Annotated in this window: 20 protein-coding genes; 12 read left to right on the top strand and 8 right to left on the bottom strand. The window is 63.8% G+C overall.

The window, feature by feature from the left end; genetic code table 11:
• Nucleotide 1 precedes the first annotated feature (1 nt).
• Entirely contained in the window at nucleotides 2–1042 is a 1041-nt protein-coding gene (locus AC07N6_RS23400) for an ABC transporter substrate-binding protein (RefSeq protein ID WP_494783572.1), read from the bottom strand.
• A gap of 259 nt (nucleotides 1043–1301) precedes the next feature.
• On the opposite strand from AC07N6_RS23400, the gene AC07N6_RS23395 reads away from it, so the two are divergent.
• The 3 genes from AC07N6_RS23395 to AC07N6_RS23385 all read left to right on the top strand — a co-directional run bounded on the left by AC07N6_RS23395 (nucleotide 1302) and on the right by AC07N6_RS23385 (nucleotide 4304).
• Complete coding sequence (locus AC07N6_RS23395; protein WP_494783571.1) at nucleotides 1302–1871, top strand: OsmC family protein; 570 nt, start codon at nucleotides 1302–1304, stop codon at nucleotides 1869–1871.
• A 151-nt stretch (nucleotides 1872–2022) separates the two neighbouring features.
• Entirely contained in the window at nucleotides 2023–2691 is a 669-nt protein-coding gene (locus tag AC07N6_RS23390) for a cysteine dioxygenase family protein (protein WP_494783570.1), read from the top strand.
• Nucleotides 2688–4304, top strand: a complete 1617-nt coding sequence (locus AC07N6_RS23385; RefSeq protein WP_494783569.1) for a rhodanese-related sulfurtransferase — start codon at nucleotides 2688–2690, stop codon at nucleotides 4302–4304. Before AC07N6_RS23390 ends, AC07N6_RS23385 begins: the two co-directional genes overlap by 4 nt.
• 24 nt (nucleotides 4305–4328) lie before the next feature.
• Here AC07N6_RS23385 and AC07N6_RS23380 read toward each other — a convergent pair whose 3' ends face one another.
• Together AC07N6_RS23380 and AC07N6_RS23375 are read right to left on the bottom strand one after the other, a co-directional pair.
• Nucleotides 4329–5030, bottom strand: coding sequence for an SDR family oxidoreductase (locus AC07N6_RS23380; RefSeq protein WP_494783568.1), 702 nt, complete (start codon nucleotides 5028–5030; stop codon nucleotides 4329–4331).
• Nucleotides 5031–5089: 59 nt separating this feature from the next.
• Nucleotides 5090–6082 carry an AraC family transcriptional regulator gene (locus tag AC07N6_RS23375; protein WP_494783567.1) on the bottom strand — a complete coding sequence of 331 codons (993 nt, stop codon included), beginning with the start codon at nucleotides 6080–6082 and terminating at the stop codon, nucleotides 5090–5092.
• Between the two features lie 124 nt (nucleotides 6083–6206).
• Between AC07N6_RS23375 and AC07N6_RS23370 the strand changes: the two genes are divergently transcribed.
• Together AC07N6_RS23370 and curA are read left to right on the top strand one after the other, a co-directional pair.
• On the top strand, nucleotides 6207–7490 hold the full coding sequence (locus tag AC07N6_RS23370; RefSeq protein WP_494783566.1) for an MFS transporter: 1284 nt from the start codon (nucleotides 6207–6209) through the stop codon (nucleotides 7488–7490).
• 75 nt (nucleotides 7491–7565) lie between these two features.
• Nucleotides 7566–8597, top strand: a complete 1032-nt coding sequence (gene curA / locus AC07N6_RS23365) for an NADPH-dependent curcumin/dihydrocurcumin reductase (RefSeq protein ID WP_494783565.1) — start codon at nucleotides 7566–7568, stop codon at nucleotides 8595–8597.
• Between the two features lie 31 nt (nucleotides 8598–8628).
• Here curA and AC07N6_RS23360 read toward each other — a convergent pair whose 3' ends face one another.
• Nucleotides 8629–9276: a LysE family translocator gene (locus AC07N6_RS23360; protein WP_494783564.1), complete on the bottom strand. Its 648-nt coding sequence runs from the start codon at nucleotides 9274–9276 to the stop codon at nucleotides 8629–8631.
• A gap of 194 nt (nucleotides 9277–9470) precedes the next feature.
• Between AC07N6_RS23360 and AC07N6_RS23355 the strand changes: the two genes are divergently transcribed.
• On the top strand, nucleotides 9471–10163 hold the full coding sequence (locus AC07N6_RS23355; protein WP_494783563.1) for a Crp/Fnr family transcriptional regulator: 693 nt from the start codon (nucleotides 9471–9473) through the stop codon (nucleotides 10161–10163).
• A 61-nt stretch (nucleotides 10164–10224) separates the two neighbouring features.
• Here AC07N6_RS23355 and AC07N6_RS23350 read toward each other — a convergent pair whose 3' ends face one another.
• A complete protein-coding gene (locus AC07N6_RS23350) occupies nucleotides 10225–11880 on the bottom strand; it encodes an acyl-CoA synthetase (RefSeq protein ID WP_494783562.1) in 1656 nt (551 codons plus the stop codon).
• A 276-nt stretch (nucleotides 11881–12156) separates the two neighbouring features.
• Between AC07N6_RS23350 and AC07N6_RS23345 the strand changes: the two genes are divergently transcribed.
• The 4 genes from AC07N6_RS23345 to AC07N6_RS23330 all read left to right on the top strand — a co-directional run bounded on the left by AC07N6_RS23345 (nucleotide 12157) and on the right by AC07N6_RS23330 (nucleotide 16334).
• Entirely contained in the window at nucleotides 12157–12879 is a 723-nt protein-coding gene (locus AC07N6_RS23345) for a nitroreductase (RefSeq protein ID WP_494783561.1), read from the top strand.
• 62 nt (nucleotides 12880–12941) lie between these two features.
• Nucleotides 12942–14291 carry an MFS transporter gene (locus tag AC07N6_RS23340; protein WP_494783560.1) on the top strand — a complete coding sequence of 450 codons (1350 nt, stop codon included), beginning with the start codon at nucleotides 12942–12944 and terminating at the stop codon, nucleotides 14289–14291.
• 21 nt (nucleotides 14292–14312) lie between these two features.
• Entirely contained in the window at nucleotides 14313–15077 is a 765-nt protein-coding gene (locus AC07N6_RS23335; protein ID WP_494783559.1) for an SDR family NAD(P)-dependent oxidoreductase, read from the top strand.
• 63 nt (nucleotides 15078–15140) lie between these two features.
• On the top strand, nucleotides 15141–16334 hold the full coding sequence (locus tag AC07N6_RS23330) for an acetyl-CoA C-acyltransferase (RefSeq protein ID WP_494783558.1): 1194 nt from the start codon (nucleotides 15141–15143) through the stop codon (nucleotides 16332–16334).
• A 76-nt stretch (nucleotides 16335–16410) separates the two neighbouring features.
• Here AC07N6_RS23330 and AC07N6_RS23325 read toward each other — a convergent pair whose 3' ends face one another.
• Entirely contained in the window at nucleotides 16411–17727 is a 1317-nt protein-coding gene (locus AC07N6_RS23325; protein ID WP_494783557.1) for an aspartate carbamoyltransferase, read from the bottom strand.
• A 267-nt stretch (nucleotides 17728–17994) separates the two neighbouring features.
• Nucleotides 17995–18888 (bottom strand): LysR family transcriptional regulator, encoded by an 894-nt coding sequence (locus AC07N6_RS23320; protein WP_494783556.1) that lies wholly within the window; start codon nucleotides 18886–18888, stop codon nucleotides 17995–17997.
• A 127-nt stretch (nucleotides 18889–19015) separates the two neighbouring features.
• On the opposite strand from AC07N6_RS23320, the gene AC07N6_RS23315 reads away from it, so the two are divergent.
• Nucleotides 19016–20206: a serine hydrolase domain-containing protein gene (locus AC07N6_RS23315; RefSeq protein ID WP_494783589.1), complete on the top strand. Its 1191-nt coding sequence runs from the start codon at nucleotides 19016–19018 to the stop codon at nucleotides 20204–20206.
• A gap of 11 nt (nucleotides 20207–20217) precedes the next feature.
• Nucleotides 20218–21363: an MFS transporter gene (locus tag AC07N6_RS23310; protein WP_494783588.1), complete on the top strand. Its 1146-nt coding sequence runs from the start codon at nucleotides 20218–20220 to the stop codon at nucleotides 21361–21363.
• Between the two features lie 173 nt (nucleotides 21364–21536).
• Here AC07N6_RS23310 and AC07N6_RS23305 read toward each other — a convergent pair whose 3' ends face one another.
• On the bottom strand, nucleotides 21537–22550 hold the full coding sequence (locus AC07N6_RS23305) for a TRAP transporter substrate-binding protein (protein WP_494786288.1): 1014 nt from the start codon (nucleotides 22548–22550) through the stop codon (nucleotides 21537–21539).
• Nucleotides 22551–22577 lie beyond the last annotated feature (27 nt).

The raw sequence follows: 22577 nt of genomic DNA, 5'->3' as shown, positions 1-22577 counted from the left end.
GTCAGGCCAGCACGTCCACCGTCACGTGGCTGGCGAAGCGCGCCGGGTCGGTGCTCTTCTTGAGTACGCCGGCCGTGTGGAAGTCGCGCGCGAAGTACTCGACCTCCGAGCGCAGGGCGTTGCCGGTGGGGTGGTTGTGGTAAGTGAGGTCGGTGAGCAGCGCGCGCAGGTCTGCCACCGGCACCTTGGGCGAATACTTGGCGTACAGCTTGGCCGCCTCGTTCGGGTTTTCCGCCACGTATTCCGAGGCCTGGATGATGGAGCGCACCACGGCCGCCGCGGCCGGCCGGTTGTTGCGCACGAAATCGCCGCGCGCGCCGGTGATGCAGCAGATCTTGTCCTTGTACTCGCCGGTGCCGCTGTTGCCGATCTCGGTGAACACGCCCTGGTTGCGCTTTTCGATCAGATACACGTTCGGGTCGCCATCGGCGATCGCCTGGATCTCGCCCTTCTTCACCGCCACATCGAGCAGGTCGGCCGGGTAGACGCGCCATTCCACATCCTTGTCGATATCCATGCCGCGCTTGGCCAGGTGGATGGCGAAGAAATTCTTGGCCGGGCTGTTCAGGTCGGACACGCCGATGGTCTTGCCCTTGAGCTGTTTCCAGTTGCCCACGCCGGCGTCCTTGACGCCCACCATGCGCAGGCAGCCGCCGTGCGCGGCGCCGATCACCTTGACGTCGAAGCCCGATTCCAGCGGCTTGAGCCAGCGGTGGATCAGGCCCACGCCGACGTCGGCCTTGCCGGTGGCCAGCGCTTCGAGCAACTGGTCGGTCGAGCCGCCCCAGTTGAGCAGTTCGACTTGCAGGCCGTTCTTTTCGAAGATGCCTTTTTCCTGCGCCACCACCACCGGCGAGAGGCAGAACGCCACCGCGCTCCAGGCGAAGGTCAGCTTGTGCGGCGCGCCGGCCGACCAGGCGCTGCCGGCGGCCAGGGATCCCCCGATCCCGGCCAGTGCGGCGGCGCCCCCGGCGCGCAGGATGTCGCGGCGCGACCAGGAGGCGGATGTGTCTTGTTCAAGCGAAGGGAGGTCTTTTTTCATTTGGTCATGGCTCCACTGAGGTCGAAGGAAATGCAGGAAAGCGGCAGGCGTGGCGGCCGCAAGATGTGAAATATGAACCAGGCGCGAACGCAAGCAAACGAACAAGAGCGAGCAACCATATGTGCCCGGCATGGCATATCCATATGCGGATTGCTTCGTTGCGACGGCGCCGCGCGCGGCGGGAAACTGTCGCGGCCAGCCGCCAACGGGCAATCGCCAACAAGCAATCGCAGACAAGATCACAGACAACGAGGACGCCATGACATCACTGAACCACTACCTGAGCGAAAAACGCAGCGCCGTGCTGGCGCGCGAAGCGCTGATCGAAGCCGGCAACGCCGGCCCCAACGCCCTGCAGGCGCGCGTGTCGGCTGAAGGGCGCAGCGGCGTGCGGCGCATCCGCATCCGCGACCACCAGGTCATCAGCGACAGCCCGCCGGATTTCGCCGGCTACAACCTGGGGCCAAGTTCGCCCGAGCTGCAACTGGGCGTGCTGGGCTCCTGCGTCACGCATATCTTCCTGATCCAGGCGGCGCAGCGCCAGGTGCCGATCGATTCGCTGGAAGTGGAGGTGAGCGGCAAGATCGATCCGCGCGGCGGCCGTCCCGGCCATGAGCACATCCCCATCTGGCCGCACGACATCGCTTATGTGGTGCACCTGGATTCGCCGGCATCGGATGAGGACGTCAAGGCGTTGTTCGACGCGGTGGAAGCCAGTTGCCCCATCCTCAACCTGCTGAAGAACCCGCAGGAGATCCGCGCCGAGATTCGCCACCACCGCACGCAGGCGCAGGAATCGCGCTCCGGGGTGGAAGACGCCATCGTCTAGGAACTGGTTCAAGCCCGAGCGGCACGCCGGCTGCTTCACAGTCGCCGGCGTGCCGTTTTGCTTGCGCCCGGCAGGAATGGAAAAACTTGCTTATAGTCTGCGTTGGCGTTGGCGTTGGCGTAGACCAACCATCTTGATAGAGGAGCGGGACATGGCAGCACCCCATATTTCAACAGCGGCGCCGGTGGATGAACAAGAGAAGGAAGTCCGGCAACTCTGGCGCCTGCGTTCTTTCGTGACGCAGTTCGCGCAACTGCTGTCGGAGGCGCCGCCGGAACCGGTCATCCTCGAGGCCGGCAGCGGCTTGCTGCGCGAACTGGTGGCGCATGACGACTGGCTGCCCGAGGCATTCGCCCAGCCCGATGCGCAGCGTTACCGGCAATACCTGCTGCACGCCGATTCGGCGCAGCGCTTTTCCATCGTCAGTTTCGTCTGGGGGCCGGGACAGCGCACCCCCATCCACGACCATACCGTCTGGGGGCTGATCGGCATGCTGCGCGGCGCCGAGCATGCGCAATCCTATGCGCCGGCGGCCGGCGGCTTGCAGAAAATCGGCCAGCCGGTGCGGCTGGCGCCGGGGATGGTGGAAGCGATCTCGCCCAACGCCGCAGGGCTGCATGACGTGCACCAGGTCAGCAACGCCTATGACGACCGGGTCTCCATCAGCATCCATGTGTATGGCGCCAACATCGGCGCGGTGCGGCGCTCCACCTACCAGCCGGACGGGCAGCGCAAGCCGTTCATCTCGGGCTATTCCAACAGCACGCTTCCCAACATCTGGGACCTCTCATCCGAACAATCACCAAACCATCATCCATGACCACAGGCATCTCCTCCGCTTCCCTTTCCATTCCCGCCATCTCGACGGCCCAGGTGCGCGCCGCGCTGCTGGCCCGGGAAGAAATCGCCCTGCTGGACGTGCGCGAAGAAGCGCCGCATGCGCAATCGCATCCGCTGTTCGCCGCCAATTTCCCGTTCTCCCACCTGGAGCTCAATGCCTGGACCCGCATCCCGCGTCGCGATACCCGCATCGTCACGCTGGACGATGGCGAAGGCCTGGCCGTGCGCGCGGCACAGCGCCTGCGCGCGTTGGGCTACACGGATGTGCATGTGCTGCAAGGCGGCGTGCGCGGCTGGCGCGAGGCCGGCGGCGAGCTGTTCCAGGATGTGAACGTGCCCAGCAAGGCCTTTGGCGAGCTGGTGGAGTCGCAACGCCATACGCCTTCCTTGTCGGCGCAAGAGGTCAAGGCCTTGCTGGATGCGCAGGAAGATGTGGTGGTGGTGGATGCGCGCCGCTTCGACGAATACCAGAACATGAACATCCCCGGCTCGATCAGCGTGCCCGGCGCCGAGCTGGTGCTGCGCGTGCGCGCATTGGCGCAGGACCCGGCCACGCGCGTGATCGTCAATTGCGCCGGCCGTACGCGCAGCATCATCGGGACGCAGTCGCTGGTCAACGCCGGCATCGCCAATCCGGTGCATGCGCTGCGCAACGGCACCATCGGCTGGACGCTGGCGGGCCAGGCGCTGGAGCATGGCCAGCAGCGGCGCTTTCCCGAGGCCGTGGATGAGGCCCTGGTGCGCCAGGCCCGGGAGCAGGCGCGCGCAGTGGCCGACCGCGCCGGCGTCAGGCGCATCGATGCGGGGCGCCTGGCCGAGCTGGAGACGGCGGGGCGCACCGTCTACCGTTTCGATGTGCGCACGCCCGAGCAATACCGCGCCGGCCACCTGCCGGGTTTTTTGTCCGCGCCCGGCGGCCAACTGGTGCAGGAGACCGAGATGAATGCGCCGGTGCGCGGCGCGCGCATCGTGCTGGCCGACGACGACGGCGTGCGCGCCAACATGACCGCCTCCTGGCTGGCGCAGATGGCGTGGGAAGTGTATGTCGCCGATGGCTTTGCGGACGCCGACTTTGCCGTTGCCGGCGAGGCGCCGCGCCCGGTGCCCGAGTCCGGGGTGTCGCCGCAGCAGCGCATTGCGCCGGCGCAGCTCAAGGCCTGGCTGGAGCAGGATCGGGATACGGTGCTGCTGGATGTTTCGCTGAGCGCGCGGTATGTGGCGCGCCATATCCCCGGGGCGTGGTTCGTGCTGCGCTCGCAGATTGAAGCGGCGGCCCGCAACTTCCCCTCGGCTTCGCGCTATGTGCTGACCTGCGGCACGTCCCTGCTGGCGCAGTTCGCGGTGGCCGATTTGCAGGCGCTGGTGGCGCAGCCGGTGTACCTGCTGGAAGGCGGCAATGCAGCCTGGGAAGGTACCGGCTTCGGTTTCGCCGCCGGCGAGGAGTCCTTGCTGTCGGCCCGCATCGACCGCTATCGCCGGCCGTATGAGGGCACCGACAATGCGGCCAGCGCCATGCAGGCTTATCTCGACTGGGAGTTCGGCCTGGTCGAGCAGCTGGGGCGCGACGGCACGCACGGGTTCTTCGTGATCTGATCCGCCGCGCCTGCCGCCGGCGCTTCAGACCGACCTGGTCAAGCCCCCATCCACGCGGATGTTCTGTCCCGTGATATAGGCCGCCCCCTCGGAAGCGAGGAAGGCCACGGTCGCGGCGATTTCCTCGCTTTTCCCGTAGCGCTGCATGGGCACGCTGGCGCGGCGTTCTTCGCGCGCGGGCAGGCTGTCGATCCAGCCCGGCAAGACATTGTTGATGCGGATATTGTCCCTGGCGTAGGTGTCGGCGAAGATTTTGGTGAACGCCGCCAGGCCCGAGCGGAACACCGCCGAGGTCGGGAACATGTCGCTGGGCTCGAACGCCCAGGCGGTGGAAATGTTGATGATGGCGCCGCCTTGTTGCCGTTGCATGAACGGCGTCACCAGCCGGGCCGGGCGGATCACGTTCAGGAGATAGGTCTCCATGCCGCGGTGCCAGTCGTCGTCGCTGATCTCCAGGATCGGCGCGCGCGGGCCGTGCCCCGCGCTGTTGACCAGCACATCGATGCGGCCCCATTGCGCCGCCGCGCGCTCGACCAGCGTCTTGAGGTCGTCGGTCGACTGGTTCGACCCGGTGACGCCGATGCCGCCCAGCTCCTTGGCAAGCGCCTCGCCTTTGCCGGAAGAGGAGAGAATGGCGATCTTGTAGCCGTCGGCCGCCAGTTTCTTGGCGGCGGCGGCGCCCATGCCGCTGCCGCCGGCGGTGATCAGGGCAACCTTGTCTGTCATGGAAAAATCCTTTGCGTCTGTGGGAATGGATCGGATTGGGTGGCGGGATTCTAGCCTGCTTATCCGACGCGCGCTTCGCTGGGCGGATGGCCGATGATGCGCTTGAAGGCGCGGCTGAACGAGGCTTCCGAATCGTAGCCGAGCCGGTTGGCGACCACCGCCACGCGCATGCCTTCGCGCGCGATCCAGTGGCGCGCCTGGAACATCTTGACGCGGGCCACGTACTTGGCCGGGGTCTCGCCGACGGTGCTGGAGAATTTCTCGATGAAGCTGGAGCGCGACGCGCCCATCACATCGGCCAGCTCGGCCACCGACCATTCGCGTTCGGGCTGGCGATGCACCGCCGCCAGCACCCGTCCGACCTGCGGGCAGCGCACCGCGGCGATCCAGCCGGTGGCGTCGCTGCAGGCGCATTCGACCCAGGCGCGGATGATGCTCGCGGCCAGCACATCGGCCAGGCGCGCCAGGATGCCGCAGGCGCCGATGCGGTTGAGCGTCACTTCGCGTTCCATCGCCTCCAGCATGGACAGCACCGCCGGGTCGCTTTGCCGCAGGTCGCGGGCGCGCATGACATCGGGCATCATCGCCAGCAGCGGGTGCAAGGGGTCGAGGTTGAAGCGCATCGTGCCGGTGAACAATATGTGCGACGGTTCGGCCTCAGGGGCGGCGCTCTCCACGGCCGCCGCAGTCCCGGCGGCACGCGCGCAGGAGCTGGAATAGCCCACGTCATTGACCAGGTAGAGATTCTCCGACAGCACCTTGCGCGCCAGTGTATCGATATCCACGGACGGCACTTCCGGCGAACTGGCCATCACATGGAAGGTGCTGCGCGGCAACAGCAAGGCGTCGCCGGCATGCAGGGGCATCCAGTCGGTGGTTTGCGTGCGCATCCAGCAATTGCCTTGCGCGACGAAATGGAAAGTGGCCTCGGGCCTGGGCGGAAACGCCACCGCCCAGGGTTCGCGCGTCACGCAGCGGCCATATTCCACCCCGTCCAGGCGCAGGCCCAGGAGGATGTCGGTCAGGGTATCGGGGATGTCTTTGTCGGCCATTTTGGCGCCTCTTGCTCAGGTTTGTTGGTCTTGGACGAATAGTCATGAGAATAGACGTTAATGACATGGAAAGTCCAGGACCTTCCCCATAAACTGCAGTCTTCACACTACGTTGAGATCCGTTATGCCTGAATCCATCTGCATCGAATGCCCCGACTCGCAATATGCGGGCACTGGGGGCACACCGGTCACTCCGGCCACTCCGGCCACTCCGGCCGGTTTGCCTGACGCCGACACTGGCGCGGCCGGCCGCGCCAACTGGCTCGGCATTGCCAGCCTGGCGCTGGGCGTGTTCGGCCTGGTGACCGCCGAATTCCTGCCGGCCAGCCTGTTGACCGCCATGTCCACCGACCTTGGGGTGTCCGACGGCGCCGCCGGCCAGGCCGTGACCGCCACGGCGATCGTGGGCGCGATTGCCGCGCCGACGATCCCGGTGCTCACGCGCAACTTCGACCGCAAGCGGGTGGTGCTGGTCTTGAGCATGCTGCTGGTGCTGTCCAACGTGCTGGCCGCGACCGCCAGCAACCTTCCGGTGCTGCTGGTCTCCCGCGTGATGCTGGGCGTGGCGCTGGGCGGCTTCTGGTCAATGGCCGCCGCGCTGGCGATGCGCCTGGTGCCGGAAAACGTGTTCGCCCGCGCCATGTCCCTGATCCTTACCGGCGTGTCCGTGGCGACCGTTTGCGCCGCTCCCATCGGCGCCTATATGGGCAACCTGTGGGGCTGGCGCAGCGCCTTCGTCGCCGCCGGCATCGTGAGCGTGGCGACCCTGGCCGTGCAGATCTTCGCCATCCCCAAGCTGCCGCCCAAGGACAACCCGAACCTGAAGGTGCTGTTCGAGCTGCTGGGCCGTTCCCATGTGCGGGTCGCCTTGCTGGCCGTGCTGCTGGTGATCTCGGGCCACTTCGCCGGGTTCACCTATATCCGTCCGCTGATGGAACACATCACGCACCTGTCGGTGGCCACCATTTCGGCGGTGCTGCTGGGTTATGGCATCGGCGGTTTCTTCGGCAACTTCGCCGGCGCCTTCATCGCCGAACGCAGCGAGCGCCATGCCATCGTGTTCGGCGGGGCGTTGATTACCGTGCTGGCCATCGCGCTGTGGGTGGCCGGCGCCTCGTCCACGGTGGCGGCGGTGTCGATCGCGCTGTGGGGCTTTGCCTTCGGCGCCTTCCCGGTCGGTTTCCAGACCTGGATCGTGCGCGCCGCGCCGGACCAGGCGGAAGGCGCGGGCGGCTTGCTGGTGGCGGCCTTCCAGATCGCCATCGCCAGCGGCGCCATCGGCGGCGGCATCCTGGTCGACCAGGTCGGCGCGCTGGGCGGCCCGATCTTCGCGGCCATTACGATCATGCTGGGCACCTTGCTGACATTGCGCTACGGCCCGCGTCCGGCGCGTATTGAAAGCGCATGAAAGCGCATGAAGCCGGCATCGACCGCCACATTTTCTTTCTCAGATGATCTTTCACAGATGACCGACACGCATATCATGCCAACCGATCTTTCCGTCAACCGCCGTATCGTCCTGGCGGCCCGTCCGCGCGGCGTGCCGGTGCCCGCCGATTTCCGCCTGGAGCAAGCCCCGCTTCCGGCGCCGCAGGAAGGGCAGGTGCTGCTGCGCACGCTATGGCTCTCGCTCGATCCCTACATGCGCAACCTGATGGAAGAAGTCGGGCCGGGCTATGCCGACCCCATGCCCTTGGGCGCGACCATGGTCGGCGGCACGGTCAGCCGGATCATCGAATCGTGCCATCCGCGTTTCAAGGCCGGCGAGCTGGTGGTCGGCAACGCCGGGTGGCAGGACTATGCGATCTCCGACGGCAACGACCTGATGCCCGTGGGCGATCTTGGGCAGCCTTCGCTGGCGCTGGGCGGACTCGGCATGCCGGGGTTCACGGCCTATGTCGGCTTGCTGGATATCGGCGAACCCAAGCCGGGCGAAACGGTGGTGGTCGGCGCCGCCACCGGCGCCGTCGGGGCGGTGGCGGGCCAGATCGCCAAACTCAAGGGTGCGCGCGTGGTGGGCATCGCCGGCGGCCCTGACAAATGCCGCCATGCGGTGGAAGAGCTCGGTTTCGACGTTTGCCTCGACCATCGCGATCCGCAGTTTGCGCAGCAGCTCGCGGCCGCCTGCGCGGACGGCATCGATGTGTATTTCGAAAGCATCGGCGGAGCGGTGTTCGATGCCGTGCATCCGTTGCTCAACCTTAATGCGCGCGTGCCGGTCTGTGGTTTCATCGCGCACTACAACGAAAAGACGGTGGCCGGCCCGGACCGCTTGCCGGGATGGATGGCAACCCTGCTGGCCAGGCGCATCCGCATGCAGGGCTTCATCATCCTCGACCACTACGCCACGCGCTTCGATGCCTTCCGCCGGGACATGCTGGCATGGCATGCCGCCGGCAAGGTGAAGCTGCGTGAAGATATCGTCGACGGATTGGAGAACGCGCCCGCCGCTTTCATCGGTTTGCAGCAGGGCCGCAATTTCGGCAAGCTGGTGGTGCGTGTGGCCGGGGAGTGAAACAGATTCTTGGCAGATCCTGGGCGGGGCCTTATTGGCGCGCCGCCAGCAGCAATGCGCCGGCGCCGATGAAGAAGCCGCCGGTGGCCTTGTTCAGGCGCGCCACGCCGCGCGAGGTGCGGATGAAATGGCGGATCTGTTTGCCGCAAGCGGCGTAGACGGTGCTGGAAACGAATTCGGCGCCCAGGTAGATCGATCCCAGCACCAGGAACTGGTGCGCCGCCGGCCGGGACTGGTCGATGAATTGCGGGAAGATCGCCGCGAACAGCATGATGGCCTTGGGATTGGTAATGCCGAGCAGGAATTCCTGCATGGCCAGCGCCCGCACGCCTTTATGCGCCTGGCCGGTTTTTCCCGCGGCAGCCGATGAGGCCGTACCGTCGGCCAGTTCCAGCCCCTGGAATTCGCGGCTGCGCCAGGCGCGCCAGCCGAGATAGAACAGGTAGACGGCGCCCACCCACTTGACCGCCGTAAACGCCGTCTCCGAGGCCAGCAGCATGGCGCCCAGGCCGACGGCGGAAACCGTCAGGAAAATGGCGAATGCGGCCACCCGGCCGAATGTCGCCAGCAAGGCCGCCCCGATGCCGTGCCGGATGCCGTTGTTCAACGCGCAGAAATTATTCGGGCCGGGAACCAGCGCCAGCATGATGGCGACGGGGATAAAGAATAGGGCGTCCACTTGGCGGGTCTTTGGGGCAGGGAAGGAGTGGAGATTCTATCAGCAGTCGGCAAGCCGCGTGCTTTCGCACGGATGGCTGTCGGGCTGCCGAAAACGGCGGCGCCCGCTATCGCAACGCAGCACAAATGCCCCATTCATGACGGTGTGTCTTGATGCATACTGCCGTATATCTTTTGCAATGGATCATGCGCCGAATGTCGCTGTCTCCCGAACTTACCGCCTTCCTGGAAAAGTCGCGCTGGCCGGCCGCCTTGACCGCCGGCCAGATGGATCGCCTGCGCCAGGATATTTACGAACGGGCCTATCCTAGCGGGGCCATCATCTTCCCTCGCGGGAGCCTGGCAGACCACTGGTTTGGCCTCATCGAGGGAATGATCAAGGTGGATACGGTTTCGCCCGATGGCAGGTCCACCACCTTCGCCGGCGTCCCGGGCGGCGCCTGGTTTGGCGAAGGCGCGGTGCTGAAAAATGAACCGCGCCCCTACTCGATAGTGGCCATCCGGGACAGCAAGTTGGCCTTTGTGCCGCGCATGACATTCGAATGGTTGCTGGCGGAGAGCACTTCTTTCAGCCGTTTCGTGATCGACCAGCTGAACTGGCGTTGCGGCTATTACGTGGCCCTTATCGAGAACCGGCGACTGCGTGAAGCGCCCGCACGCGTTGCATTTTGTCTTTCGGAACTGTTCAATCCCCAACTGTATCCATCGACCGAGACGACGCTGCGGTTATCCCAAGAGGAGATCGGGCGTCTTTCCGGCCTGTCTCGTCAAAACACCAACCGGGCTTTGCGTGAACTGGCGGACGCAAAGATGCTGGCCGTGGAATACGGCTCCGTCGTCATCCTCGACCTCCCCCGGCTGCGGGAGTTTGCGCGCCAGGACGAGTGATGCGGGGGCGCACCATCGTCCCATGCAAATGAAACGGCGCCTGTGTGGCGCCGTTTCATCATCAGGCCTTGGCCAATTCAGTGATGGCCGTTTTGCTGCCGACTTGCTCTCGTAGCTTGAACTTCTGGATCTTGCCGGTTCCGGTCTTGGGAAGCGAACAGAACACTACGCGTTTCGGACATTTGAAGCGAGCCAGGCGCGCCCTGCAGAATTCGATCATCTCTTCTTCCGTCGGCTTCTGGACGCCCTCCTTGAGCTCGATAAAGGCGCACGGCGTTTCGCCCCATTTGGCGTCTGGCTGGGATACGACCGCAGCGATCAGGACCGCCGGATGGCGGTGCAGAATGTCCTCCACTTCAACCGAGGAAATATTTTCGCCCCCCGAGATGATCACATCCTTCGCGCGATCGGTGATCTGGACATAGCCGTCCGGATGAACCACGGCGACATCGCCCGTGTGGAACCAGCCTCCCGCAAAGGCGTTCTCCGTGGCTTCCTCGTTCTTCAGGTAGCCCTTCATGACGATGTTGCCCTTGAGGAGCAATTCGCCTTGCGTACGGCCATCGAACGGCACCGGTTCGAGCGTCTCCGGATCGGCCACCATCAAGGCCTCGAGCGCGGCGGAGCGATTGCCTTGCCGCGCCATCAGGCGCGATTGCTCATCCTTGTCCAGCGTCGACCATGCGGGATCGATGTAGCAGCTCACCGGGGTGCCGGAAGCCTCGGTGATGCCGTAGACGTGCTCCACTTCAAAGCCCAGCGCCAGCACCGCCTTGAGTACCGCCGCCGGCGGCGGCGAGCCCGCCGTCCGAATGCGGACGGTGCGCGGCAGCGGCCGTTTTTCCGATGCGGGCGCGCTGGCGATGGAGGCCAGCACGATAGGCGCGGCACAGAAATGATCGACGCCATGCTCGGCAATGGCGTCGAATATGTTCTTCGCGGTGACTTTGCGCAGGCATACATGCGTGCCCGCGGCGGCGGTGATTGCCCAGGTAAAGCACCAGCCGTTGGCGTGGAACATGGGCAGCGTCCACAGGTAGGTCGGGTTGCGCGGCATGCCCCAGTCGGTCAGCTGCAGCATGCTCATCACATACGTGCCGCGGTGGCTGGGGACGACGCCCTTCGGATCGGATGTCGTCCCGGAGGTGTAATTCAGGGCGATGGCATCCCATTCGTCCGTCGGCCATACCCCGGGGAAATCGGGGTCTCCTTCCGCCAACAAGGCCTCGTAGTCCAGTGCCCCGATCGCATTGCCGGGAGGCGCCTCCAGGTCGTTGATGTCGACGATCAGCGGCTGGCCGGGAAGATCCGTCACCGCCTGCGCAACCAGCTCCGCGAACTCGCGATCGACCAGCAGAATTTTGCATTCGCCATGCTCAAGGATGAATCGGACGCCGTCCGGATCCAGCCTGCAGTTAATGCTGTTCAAAACCGCTCCGCTAAGCGGTATGCCGAAGTGGGCCTCCAGCATGGCCGGCGTATTGGGCGTCAGGATCGAGACGGTATCGCCTGCCTGTATGCCGCGCTTGACCAGTGCGCTGGCCAGACGGCGGCAGCGCAGGCGCGTTTCGCGCCAGGTTTGCTGAAAGCTGCCGTGCACTATGGCAATCCGGTCGGGATATTGCTCGGCGCTGCGGTCGAGGAAATGTAACGGCGTCAATGGCAAGTGATTGGCCGGCGTACGGGAAAGCCCTTTCCCATAGATGGAATTTTGCATCTGATGTCTCCTGAATTATTTAGATTTATTGGATGCGGCGATTTCTGCGCTTGTTCCAAACGCAGGAGCGCCCCTGCCTCAGGAGCTACTGTAGGTGCGGACGACGGCGCAAGACTGTCCTGAACAAGACATTGCGCTTCATTTGCCGCTTCTCTGCATTAACTGTCTTGCACAGGACAATGTCTTGAACAGGACAGCACGCATCCATCATCGCCTCTAATCTCCGTCACTACGCCGAACGGTCATCGGCGAATTAAAAACACACAGGAGATGAAGATGGACCGAGATGGACCTCCCCCGATGAACGAAGAATCGTTGCGTGAAGCCGTCGAATGGGCCATCGCAACGCGGCGCAGCATCCGCGCCTTTCTTCCCGCTGCGGTGCCAAGAGAGACGATTGAAAAAATATTGGACGTGGCCCGGTTTGCCGCGACCGGCGTGAACCTCCAGCCCTGGCATGTGTACGTGGTGAGCGGCGCCGCCAAGGAAAGGCTGTGCGCCGCCATCCGCGAAGTGGACGACAACCCCGCGTTGGCCGCCCGGCATAAGGATGAGTGGGAGTACTACCCGACGGATTGGATATCTCCTTATATCGACAGAAGGCGAGAAGTCGGATGGAACCTGTATGGCCTGCTCGATATCCAGAAGGGCGACAAGGAGCGCATGCACCTGCAGCACGGCCGGAACTATGCGTTCTTCGATGCCCCGGTCGGCCTGTTTTTCACCGTCAATCGCGTCATGCAACAGGGAAGCCTGCTGGACCTCGGCATGTTCATGCAGAACGTCATGGTGGTTGCCCGCGCCCATGGGCTGGATACCTGCCCCCAGGCCGCGTTCATGAAGTATCACAAGATCATTGGCGCGGAACTGGATATTCCGTCGACGGAGATGTTCATCGTGGGCATGAGCCTCGGTTACGCAGATAAGGAAAAAATCGAAAACACGTTGATCACGAAACGGGAAGGCGTCGCTTCATTCACGAAGTTCTATAGCAAGTAGCACCTCAAATAGCACCTCAAGCAGCACCTCAAGCAGCACCTACAAAAAATAAGGAGGATGACATGCAACAAATCGATGTAATCAAGGTGGCCAATGGCGCCAAATTCAACCGGTTTCACAGGCTCATTCTGTTCTGGGGCGTGCTGATTCTTGTCCTCGACGGCTATGATCTGGCGGTCGTCGGCGCGGCCCTGCCGTCAATCATGAAGGAGATGGGCGTCGACGCCTCCAAGGCCGGCTTCATGGCAAGTTCCGCGCTGTTCGGCATGATGTTCGGCGCGATGTTCTTCGGCACGCTGGCAGACAAGATCGGGCGCCCATTGATGCTGGCCGTCGGGGTCGCTACCTTCAGCGTCTTCACGGCGGCGGCGGGGCTCGCGCAGGACCCCATTACCTTCAGCGTGCTTCGCTTCCTGGCGGGTTTGGGGATTGGCGGCGTTCTGCCGGTGGTCACCGCGCAGATGGGCGAATTCTCGCCGGTGAAAGTCCGTGCGCGTCTGGTGACCATCGTTTTCGCCGGGTATTCGGTCGGCGGCGTGCTGGTCGCCCTCACCGGAAAACAGCTGATCGAGGCGTACGGTTGGCAGTCGGTGTTCCTGGTGGCAGGTCTGCCTGTCCTGCTGATTCCCTTCATCCTGAAGACCATGCCTGAATCGATGGCCACGCTGCATCGCAAGGGGCGCCAAGACAAGCTCGCGGAAATCGTTCGCAAGATCGACCCCGGCCTCGGATTGTCCGGCAACGAGGAGTTTGTGCTGCCCGCCGCTGAACGAGTGGCAAATGCGCCGGTGAAGATGCTGTTTGCCAACGGCCGCGGCTTCAGCACCCTGATGATCTGGCTCGCTTATTTCACAGGCCTCTTCATGGTCTATTCCCTCAGTTCCTGGTTGACCAAGCTCATGGCCATGGCCGGCTATAGCCTGGGCTCCGCGCTTAACTTCGTCCTGGTCTTCAATTTCGGGGCAATGGTGGGCGCGGTGGGCGGCGGCTGGCTTGGCGACAAGTTCAACATCAAGCATGTCCTGGTGGCGTTCTACGTGGTGGGCGCCGTATCGCTCACGCTGATGGGCTATACCAAGGAAACCTGGCTGTTGTTCGCGGTTGTCTTCGTCGTCGGCGCATCCACGCTGGGCACCCAGCTGCTGGCGTACGCCTATGCCGGCGAGTTCTATCCCGTGGCCATCCGCTCTACCGGTGTCGGCTTCGCATCCGGGGTCGGCCGGCTCGGGGCCATTATTGCGCCTGTGCTGATCGGTTTCCTGGTCTCCCTGCAGCTTCCCCTGGAGCAGAACTTCTTCGGCATTGCCGTGGCCGGCCTGATCGGCGCCGTCGCAGTCATGCTCATTAACCACGATCTTGCCGGCGACCGCTCCGTGGCAAAGCCATCGCCGAACGCGCAAACCGTTTCATAAGAAAGAAGCAAAGGAGCAGCAATGGGAATCAAGGCAGGCGTGTATGTCGTGACCGGAGGCGCATCCGGATTGGGGGCGGCTACGGCGAGGGCGCTGGTTGCCGCTGGCGGCCAGGTGGTCTTGGCCGATGTCAATCCGGTCGCCGGCCAAAAGGCGGAATCAGCGCTGGGCGGTCATGCCAGGTTCGTTCAAACCGACGTGCGGGACGAAACTAGCGCAGCGCAAGCGTTTGCGGTCGCGCGCTCGATGGGGGAGGTGGCGGGCCTCATCAACTGCGCCGGCATCGCGCCGGCCGAAAAGCTGTTGGGCAAGTCAGGGCCGCACCGCCTGGACAGCTTTGTACGCGCCCTGGACATCAATCTGGTCGGCACATTCAATATGGCGCGCTTTGCCGCCCAGGCAATGCGTGAAAACGACCCTGGTGAATCCGGCGAGCGCGGGGTCATTGTCAATACCGCGTCGGTGGCCGCCTTCGATGGCCAGATGGGGCAAGCCGCCTATGCGGCGTCAAAAGGCGGCGTCGTTGCCATGACCTTGCCGCTGGCGCGCGACCTGGCCAAATATGGCATCCGGGTGGTGACAATCGCGCCGGGCATCTTTGAGACGCCGATGATGCTGGAGATGCCGGACGAAGTCCTCGAATCGCTCGGGAAGACCGTCCCTTTCCCGCCGCGCCTGGGCAAGCCGGCCGAATTTTCTTCGCTGGTGATGCACGTTCTGGAAAACCGCTATCTGAACGGCGAAGTCATCCGCGTGGATGGCGCTCTGCGAATGGCCGCCAGGTAATGTCCCGATAGCCCATCTTGCTTTCACTTTTTCCCACCCTTTGCCCGTTGCCAGGAGCAAGCAATGTCACACGATCCAATCGTCATCGTTTCCGCCGCCCGGACTCCCATGGGGAGCTTCCAGGGGGCTTTCGCCGACCTGTCCGGTCCGCAGCTCGGCGGCTACGCCATCGAAGCCGCGGTTGCCCGATCGCGCATCGATCCGGAACTGGTCGAACAGGCCCTGATGGGTTGCGTCCTGCAAGCCGGCCTGGGGCAAGCGCCGGCGCGTCAGGCCGCGTTGCGGGCGGGGCTGCCTGACAGCGTCGCCTGCGCCACCATCCATAAGGTCTGCGGTTCGGCCATGCTGTCCGTCATGCTCGGTCACGACAGCATTTTGGCGGGCAGCTCATCCATCGTCGTGGCGGGCGGTATGGAGTCGATGAGCAACGCGCCCTACCTGTTGCCGAAAGCGCGCCGCGGCTATCGGCTGGGGCACGACAGGCTGCTCGATCACATGTTCCTGGACGGACTGGAAGATGCCTACTCGGACGAGAACCGGGGCCGCCTGATGGGATGCTTTGCCGAGGAGTGTGCGGAAAGTTACCGCTTCTCGCGGGAAGACCAGGACGCCTACAGCATCCGTTCCACCATCCGTGCAAAGAACGCCAGCCTGGACGGGAGTTTCGATTGGGAAATCGCGCCCATCAAGGTCGAGGGAAAGAAAGGCGCCGTCGTCGTGGAAAAAGACGAGGGACCCTTCGCCGTGAACCTGGAGCGTGTGCCGTCCCTCAAGCCTGCCTTCAAGCCTGGCGGCACCGTCACTGCGGCGAATTCGTCGTCGATTTCCGACGGAGCCGCGGCGCTGGTGCTGGCGCGCGCGTCCGTGGCGGAACGGCTCGGGCTGGAACCTGTCGCCCGGATCATCGGCCATGCCGCCTACGCCGGCACTCCGGCAAACTTCCCATCGGCGCCGGTGGGCGCCATGAAAAAACTGTTCCAGAAGACAGGCCTTGGCGCCGGCCAGATCGATCTGTTCGAGATCAACGAGGCGTTTGCGGTGGTGCCGATGGCGGCAGCGTTCGATCTTGGCCTTGATCTTGAACGGGTGAACGTCCACGGCGGGGCTTGCGCCCTGGGACATCCGATCGGCGCATCCGGCGCCCGCATCCTGGTCACCCTGCTCGGCGCGCTGAGGAAGTCCGGCGGCAAGAAGGGGATCGCCAGCCTGTGTATCGGCGGCGGCGAAGCCACTGCCATGGCGCTGGAGATGCTGTGAGCGCCGGCGCGATATCGGCCGGGCGGTTGAGCAAGCGCTCGTCAAATACGGCCCGGCTTGAATGCGTCCCTTGTTCCTATCGCGCCACGGCCCCCAACGGATCTTCGGCCAGCATATCGTCGGGGCCCAACGTCTGCGGGACAGCCCACATTGCATCATGGAGAGAGCGTTGCACCATGCCCTCAACGCCGAGGATGGCGGCAAAAATGGCCATGCGCACCGGCACGCCGTTGTCGGTCTGGCGGAAGATGGCCAGGCGCGGGTCGCCATCGAGGTCGGTGCTGAGATCGTAGGCGCCGGGCCGGCTGTCGCGCGGCAAGGGATGCATAACGATCACGTCCTTCTTGCAGTATCGATCAATCACCTTCTTGTTGATCTCGAAGGCGGACAGGAAGCCGTCGATGGTCTCGCCAGTGAGGCGCTCGCGTTGGATGCGGGTGGTGTAAACCACGTCGGCGCCCGGCAGTGCGCGTTCCAGCGAATCCGATATCTCCAGGTCATGGCCGCGCAAGGCGATCAGGCGGGTGATTTCCTCGGGCATTTCCAGCGACGGCGGTGACACCAGCGTGAAACGCATGCGCCGGTACAGCGAGAGCAGCTGGATCAGCGAATGGGCGGTGCGCCCGTACTTGAGGTCGCCGGTGATGACGATATGGGCGCCGTCGATCAGCTTGTCCAGCCGGGAAAACTCGCGCTGCACCGTGTACAGGTCGATGAGCGCCTGGGTCGGGTGTTCACCCGCGCCGTCGCCGCCGTTGATCACCGGGACATGGGTGGCGGCGGCGAACTGCGCGACCGATCCCTGCTCGGGATGGCGCACCACCACCACGTCGGCGTAGCCGCTGACGGTGCGGCTGGTGTCGCGGATGGATTCGCCCTTGGCCATCGATGAATAAGTGAAGCCGGTGGTATCGCACACCGAACCGCCCAGGCGCATGAAGGCAGACGCGAAGCTGAGGCGGGTGCGCGTGCTGGCCTCGAAGAACAGGTTGGCCAGCACCGCGCCTTCCAGCACGCGTGTGACCTTGCGCCGTCGCGCGATGGGCTGCATGGCATCCGCGAGTGCGAACAGGCGCTCGGTGGAATCGCGACTGAATTGCTCCACCGACAGCAAGTGGCTCAGACGGCCGAAATCGCGCGGCGGCGCCTCCTTGCCCGGTGGCGTTGCTGGCGCGAGGTCGTCGTGTACAGCGCGGAGGTCGCTTGCCGCCAGGATTTCCGAGATGAAGCGCCGCGCCATCTCGGGCATGGCGCGGAATTCGCTCGATTCATCGGGCAAGAGCCAGGCGTCCAGGGCGCGCTTGGTGCAGCCGATGCGCTGGGAAAAGGATTCCCGCGTCATATTTAATATACGCATTGCGTCGCGTAAAAACACTTGTTGTGGCGTATTCATGCGGGAAATAATATGCGCATTGAGTAATTAAATCAATAAATATACTCATTGTGTAGTTTTGTTTGCCAATGTCTCATCGGACGACCCCATGCAGAAAAAGGCAATTGCCCTCCTTGTGCAAGCCCTGCTCCTGGCCGCTCAAGCCGGGTGGCTTCTTTGGTTGGGCGTCCATAAGTGGAAGTGGGGACACCCGCTGGCACAAGACGTTAGTCAGCGTAAGCTCAGGGTGCCATGGCGCATGAAAAACAACGGCAATCGAACAACGGCCTAAGCTGCTTTGGGGAAGAGTGACTCAGCCATGAAGTCAATGAATACGCGCAGCTTTGGCGCGAGATTCTTGCTGGACGGCCACAGCAATCGGAACGTGCCGCAATGCTGGATATGGCGTTCGAGCACGGGCACCAGTTTGCCGCGCGCGATGGCCCGGCGAACCATGAAGTCGGGCAAGCACGCGATACCCAGGCCATCCAGGGCGAGATCCATCAAGGCGGCTGAGGTGTTGCACACCATCGAAGCGGGCAGCTCCCATTGCAGCATGTCTTCATTGCGTTTGAAGGGCCATGGTTCCAACTTGCCGGTGGAGGGGAACTTGTGCTGCAGGCAAGCGTGGTGAGCCAGATCGGCGGGAACCTTCGGTGCCGGGCGTTGCTTGAGGTAGCCGGGAGCGGCGACGAGTTGCAGATGATAATTGCCAAGGACGCGCGACATCAGCCGGGAGTCGGCCGGCTCGCCGGTACGCATCACCACATCGAAACCTTCTTCGATCACATCGACCAGCCGGTCCGAGAAATCCACGTCCAATTCGACTTCCGGGTAGCGGCGCATGAAAGCGCTGAGTGCCGGCATGACCAGCGAACTGACCAGGGGCAGGCTGATGCGAAGCTTGCCTTTCGGCGCCTGCCGCGTCTCGGACAGCTCCAGTTCCGCTGCCTCGATCTCGCCCAGGATACGGCGGCTGCGCTCCAGGAACAGGGCGCCTTCGGCCGTGAGGGTGATGCTGCGCGTGCTTCGGTGAAATAGCCGCACGCCCAACTTCTCTTCCAGCCTTGCCACGCTCTTGCCCACGGCAGAAGCGGAAACGCCCAGCAGCCTGCCGGCGGCGACGAAGCTGCGGGTGTCGGCCACCTGCACAAACACCACGAAACCATTGAGACTATCCATCTTGTATTCCAATTGCGGACACTTTGTTCCTTATAAGGAGGAACTATAGACTACTTTTTCTTTGGTTGTCTGATGCCTATTCTCACGTTCTTGCCCATTGAATCAAGGACTTGTCGTGACGAATCCCATGCCTCACCTTCATCGCCAGACTTCGGCCACCCCTTCGTTGCGCCATATCGATGCGCTGGTCGAGCACACCATCAAGGCCCAACGCCTGGTGGGCGCCGTCGTGCTGGTGGCACGCGACGGTGAATTGATCCACCAGCAGGCGGCCGGTCTGGCTGACCGCGAACTGGGCCGTCCAATGACGCTCGACGCCGTCTTCCGGCTGGCCTCCGTCAGCAAGCCGATCGTTTCGGTAGCGGCACTGGCGTTGGTTGCGCAAGGCAGGATCGATCTTGACGGCAGCATCGAGCGCTGGCTGCCCGAGTTTCAGCCGCGACTGCCTGATGGCGCTCCGGCGCGGATCACGCCCCGGCAACTGCTGAGCCATACGGCGGGCTTGGGTTATCGCTTTTTAGAAAATGACGGCGCCGGGCCCTATGCACGGGCAGGGGTATCCGATGGCATGGATGCCGCCGGTATCGGCCTCGCAGAGAACCTGCGCCGGATCGCCAGCGTGCCGCTGCAGTATGCGCCGGGCACAGGCTGGGGTTATTCGCTGGCCATTGACATACTGGGGGCCTTGATCGAGCGGGTTTATGGCGGGCCGCTGGGGGAGGCTGTCGCGCAGTTGGTGACCGGCCCGTTGGGGATGCCGGATACCGGCTTTACCGCGCGCGACCCGAAACGCGTCGCCACTGCCTACGTCAATGATGCCCCCGTGCCGCACCGGCTGGGAGAGGGCGAGACAGTGTCGCCATTCGATGGTGCGGTTGGCATTGCCTACAGTCCGGCGCGCATCTTCGATGCGCGGGCCTTTCCTTCGGGCGGCGCCGGCATGGCGGGGACGGCCCCCGACTTCCTGCGCCTTCTTGAGACCTTGCGCCAAGGTGGCGCCCCGTTGCTGCCCGGCGAACTGATTGCCGAGATGGCGCAGGACCAGACCCGCGGCCAGGAATTGCCGAATGCGCCTGGATTCGGCTTTGGCCTGGGGTTTTCCATCTTGCGCGACCGGACATTGGCTGCTTCGCCGGAATCGAACGGTACCTGGCGCTGGGGCGGCGCCTACGGCCATGCCTGGTTCGTGGACCGGGTACAGAAGCTGAGCGTGGTCGCGTTCACCAATACCCTTTACGAAGGCATGTCGGGACGTTTTGTGACCGATCTTCGCGATGCCGTCTATCGTTCGCTGGAGACGAATCGGTGCGCATCTTGAATACTGAGCGCATGCCGATCGGATCGCTTGCGGCCCTGGCGTTGGCGGGGTTCATCACGATCCTGACCGAGGCCCTGCCGGCCGGCCTGTTGCCGCAGATCGGCGCCGGCCTGGACATCTCCGCAGCGCTGGCTGGCCAACTGGTCACGGTCTACGCCATCGGCTCGCTGGTGGCCGCCATTCCATTGACGGCCGCCACTCAGGGCATGCGACGCCGTCCATTGCTGCTATCGGCCGTCGCCGGCTTCGCCATCGCCAATACGGTAACGGCTTTCTCGCACAGCTACCTGCTGACCATGGCGGCGCGCCTGCTGGCTGGCATGGCGGCCGGGCTGCTGTGGGCATTGCTGGCGGGCTACGCCGCGCGCATGGTGCCGCCCCACAAGAAGGGACGGGCGATCGCCATTGCGATGGTGGGGACGCCGCTGGCATTGTCGCTTGGCGTGCCCGCTGGCACCTTCCTGGGCAATCTGGTCGGCTGGCGCATGTGCTTTGGCGCCATGAGCATGCTCGCCCTGCTGCTGATGGCATGGGTACGGATGAAGGTTCCCGATTTCCCCGGGCAGGCGTCGACAAGTCGTCTGCCGCTGCTGCGAGTGCTGGTCATGGCGGAGGTGCGCCCGGTGTTGCTCGTGGTGTTGCTGTTCGTGCTCGCCCACAACATTCTCTACACCTTTATCTCGCCGTTTCTCGCCGCGCTGGGCATGGCTGACCAGATCGGTTTGGTGTTGCTGGTGTTTGGGGCAAGCTCAGTCCTGGGTATCTGGATTGTGGGAGCATTCATCGATACGCATCTGCGGATGCTGACGCTGACCAGCGTGGTGTCGTTCGGGCTTGCCGCAGTTGCATTCGCAATCGTGTCCGGCGCACCGGTCATCCTGTATTCGGGGACGGCAGTTTGGGGCCTGGCATTCGGCGGCGCGGCGACGCTGTTCCAGACCGCTCTTGCAAGAACCGCGGGTGACGCGGCAGACGTTGCGCAATCGATGCTGGTGACGGCCTGGAACCTGGCAATCGCAGGGGGCGGCGTCATCGGAGGCGCCTTGCTGGATCGCTTTGGCGCCGAGGCATTCTCTCCTGCGATACTGCTGCTGTTGAGTGCCGCAGTAGTGCTGGTGTGGTCTGCCAGGCATCACGGTTTCGCCGCAACCCAATGAGAGAGAGGGGGCGGGTAGTAACGCAAGGGCGATGGCCTGAACGGCCTTTTCCGGTTGAAAGCGGAAGTCATCAGACAGCGCAGCAAGAAGAAGGGCTGGTTTAAAACCGGGCATGGTTTCCGCCATGCCCGCACGCAAAGAACGCTGGTGCTTAGGTCGGTTAGGTCGGTTAGTCAGGCCAGCTTGCCTGTGGTCGCTTCGAGCAAGGACCATGCTTCATCGCCCATGCGGCGTTTCCACTCGGTATAGAAGCCGGACTGGCGCAGTTTTTCCTGGAACGGTGCGCGGTCGACCTGGGTGAACTGGACCCCTTTCTGCGCCAGCTGCGTGACCAGCGCCCCATTGAGCTTCTCGACATCGACCCTCTCCTTGACCGCCGCATCGTTGATTTCCCTGACAACGATGTCCCGCGCCGATGCCGGCAGCGATTCCAATGACTTTCTGTTGGCAACCGTCCAGAACCCATCCCACATGTGATTGGTGTAAGAGACATGCTTGGAGATCTCATACATCTTGGAGAAGTAGATGGTCGCCAGCGCGTTTTCAATGCCGTCCGCCATCCGGGTTTGCAGCGCGGAGTATGTTTCCGCCCACGGAATGGACACCGGCGCCGCGCCCAGAGACTTGAAAAGCGAGGTCCAGAGCGGGCTCGGGGGCACCCGGATCTTGAAGGCCTTCAGGTCGTCCGGAGTACGGATCGGCTTTCCGGTAGACAGTGCCTGCCGGAAGCCGTTGTCCCACATCTTGTCGAACGCGATCAGGTTCGACTTCAGGAAGGCGGCCCGGATGTGGTTGCCCAAGGGGCCGTCCATCGCCTGCCACACCTTGGCATAGTCGGAAAATGCGAAACCGATGCCGTTGATCGCCGCCACCGGCACCAGCGAGCCCAGGATGAGCCCGGACTGGACGAAGATATCGATCGCGCCCGCCCGTACCTGCGACAACATGTCCGCGTCCGTGCCCAACTGGCTGAACGGGAAGACGGCGATGTCGACCTGGCCGTTGGTCTGCTCCTTGATCCTGGCGCTGGCCTCGGTCAGGCGCACATTGAGTGGATGGTCGGCCGGCATGATGTTGGCGCATTTCATCTTGAACTGCGCTTGCCCCCAAGCTAGGGAGGGCAATGCGATGCAGGCGCCGGCCGCGCTGGCGGCGGTGATCATCAGTTTGCGTCGGTTGGTATTCATGCTTGTCTCCTCGGTTTTCTCTTTGGC

Source organism: Herbaspirillum sp. GW821-FHT09A12, from assembly GCF_059418325.1.
This window is presented reverse-complemented; position numbering and strand designations above follow the sequence as displayed.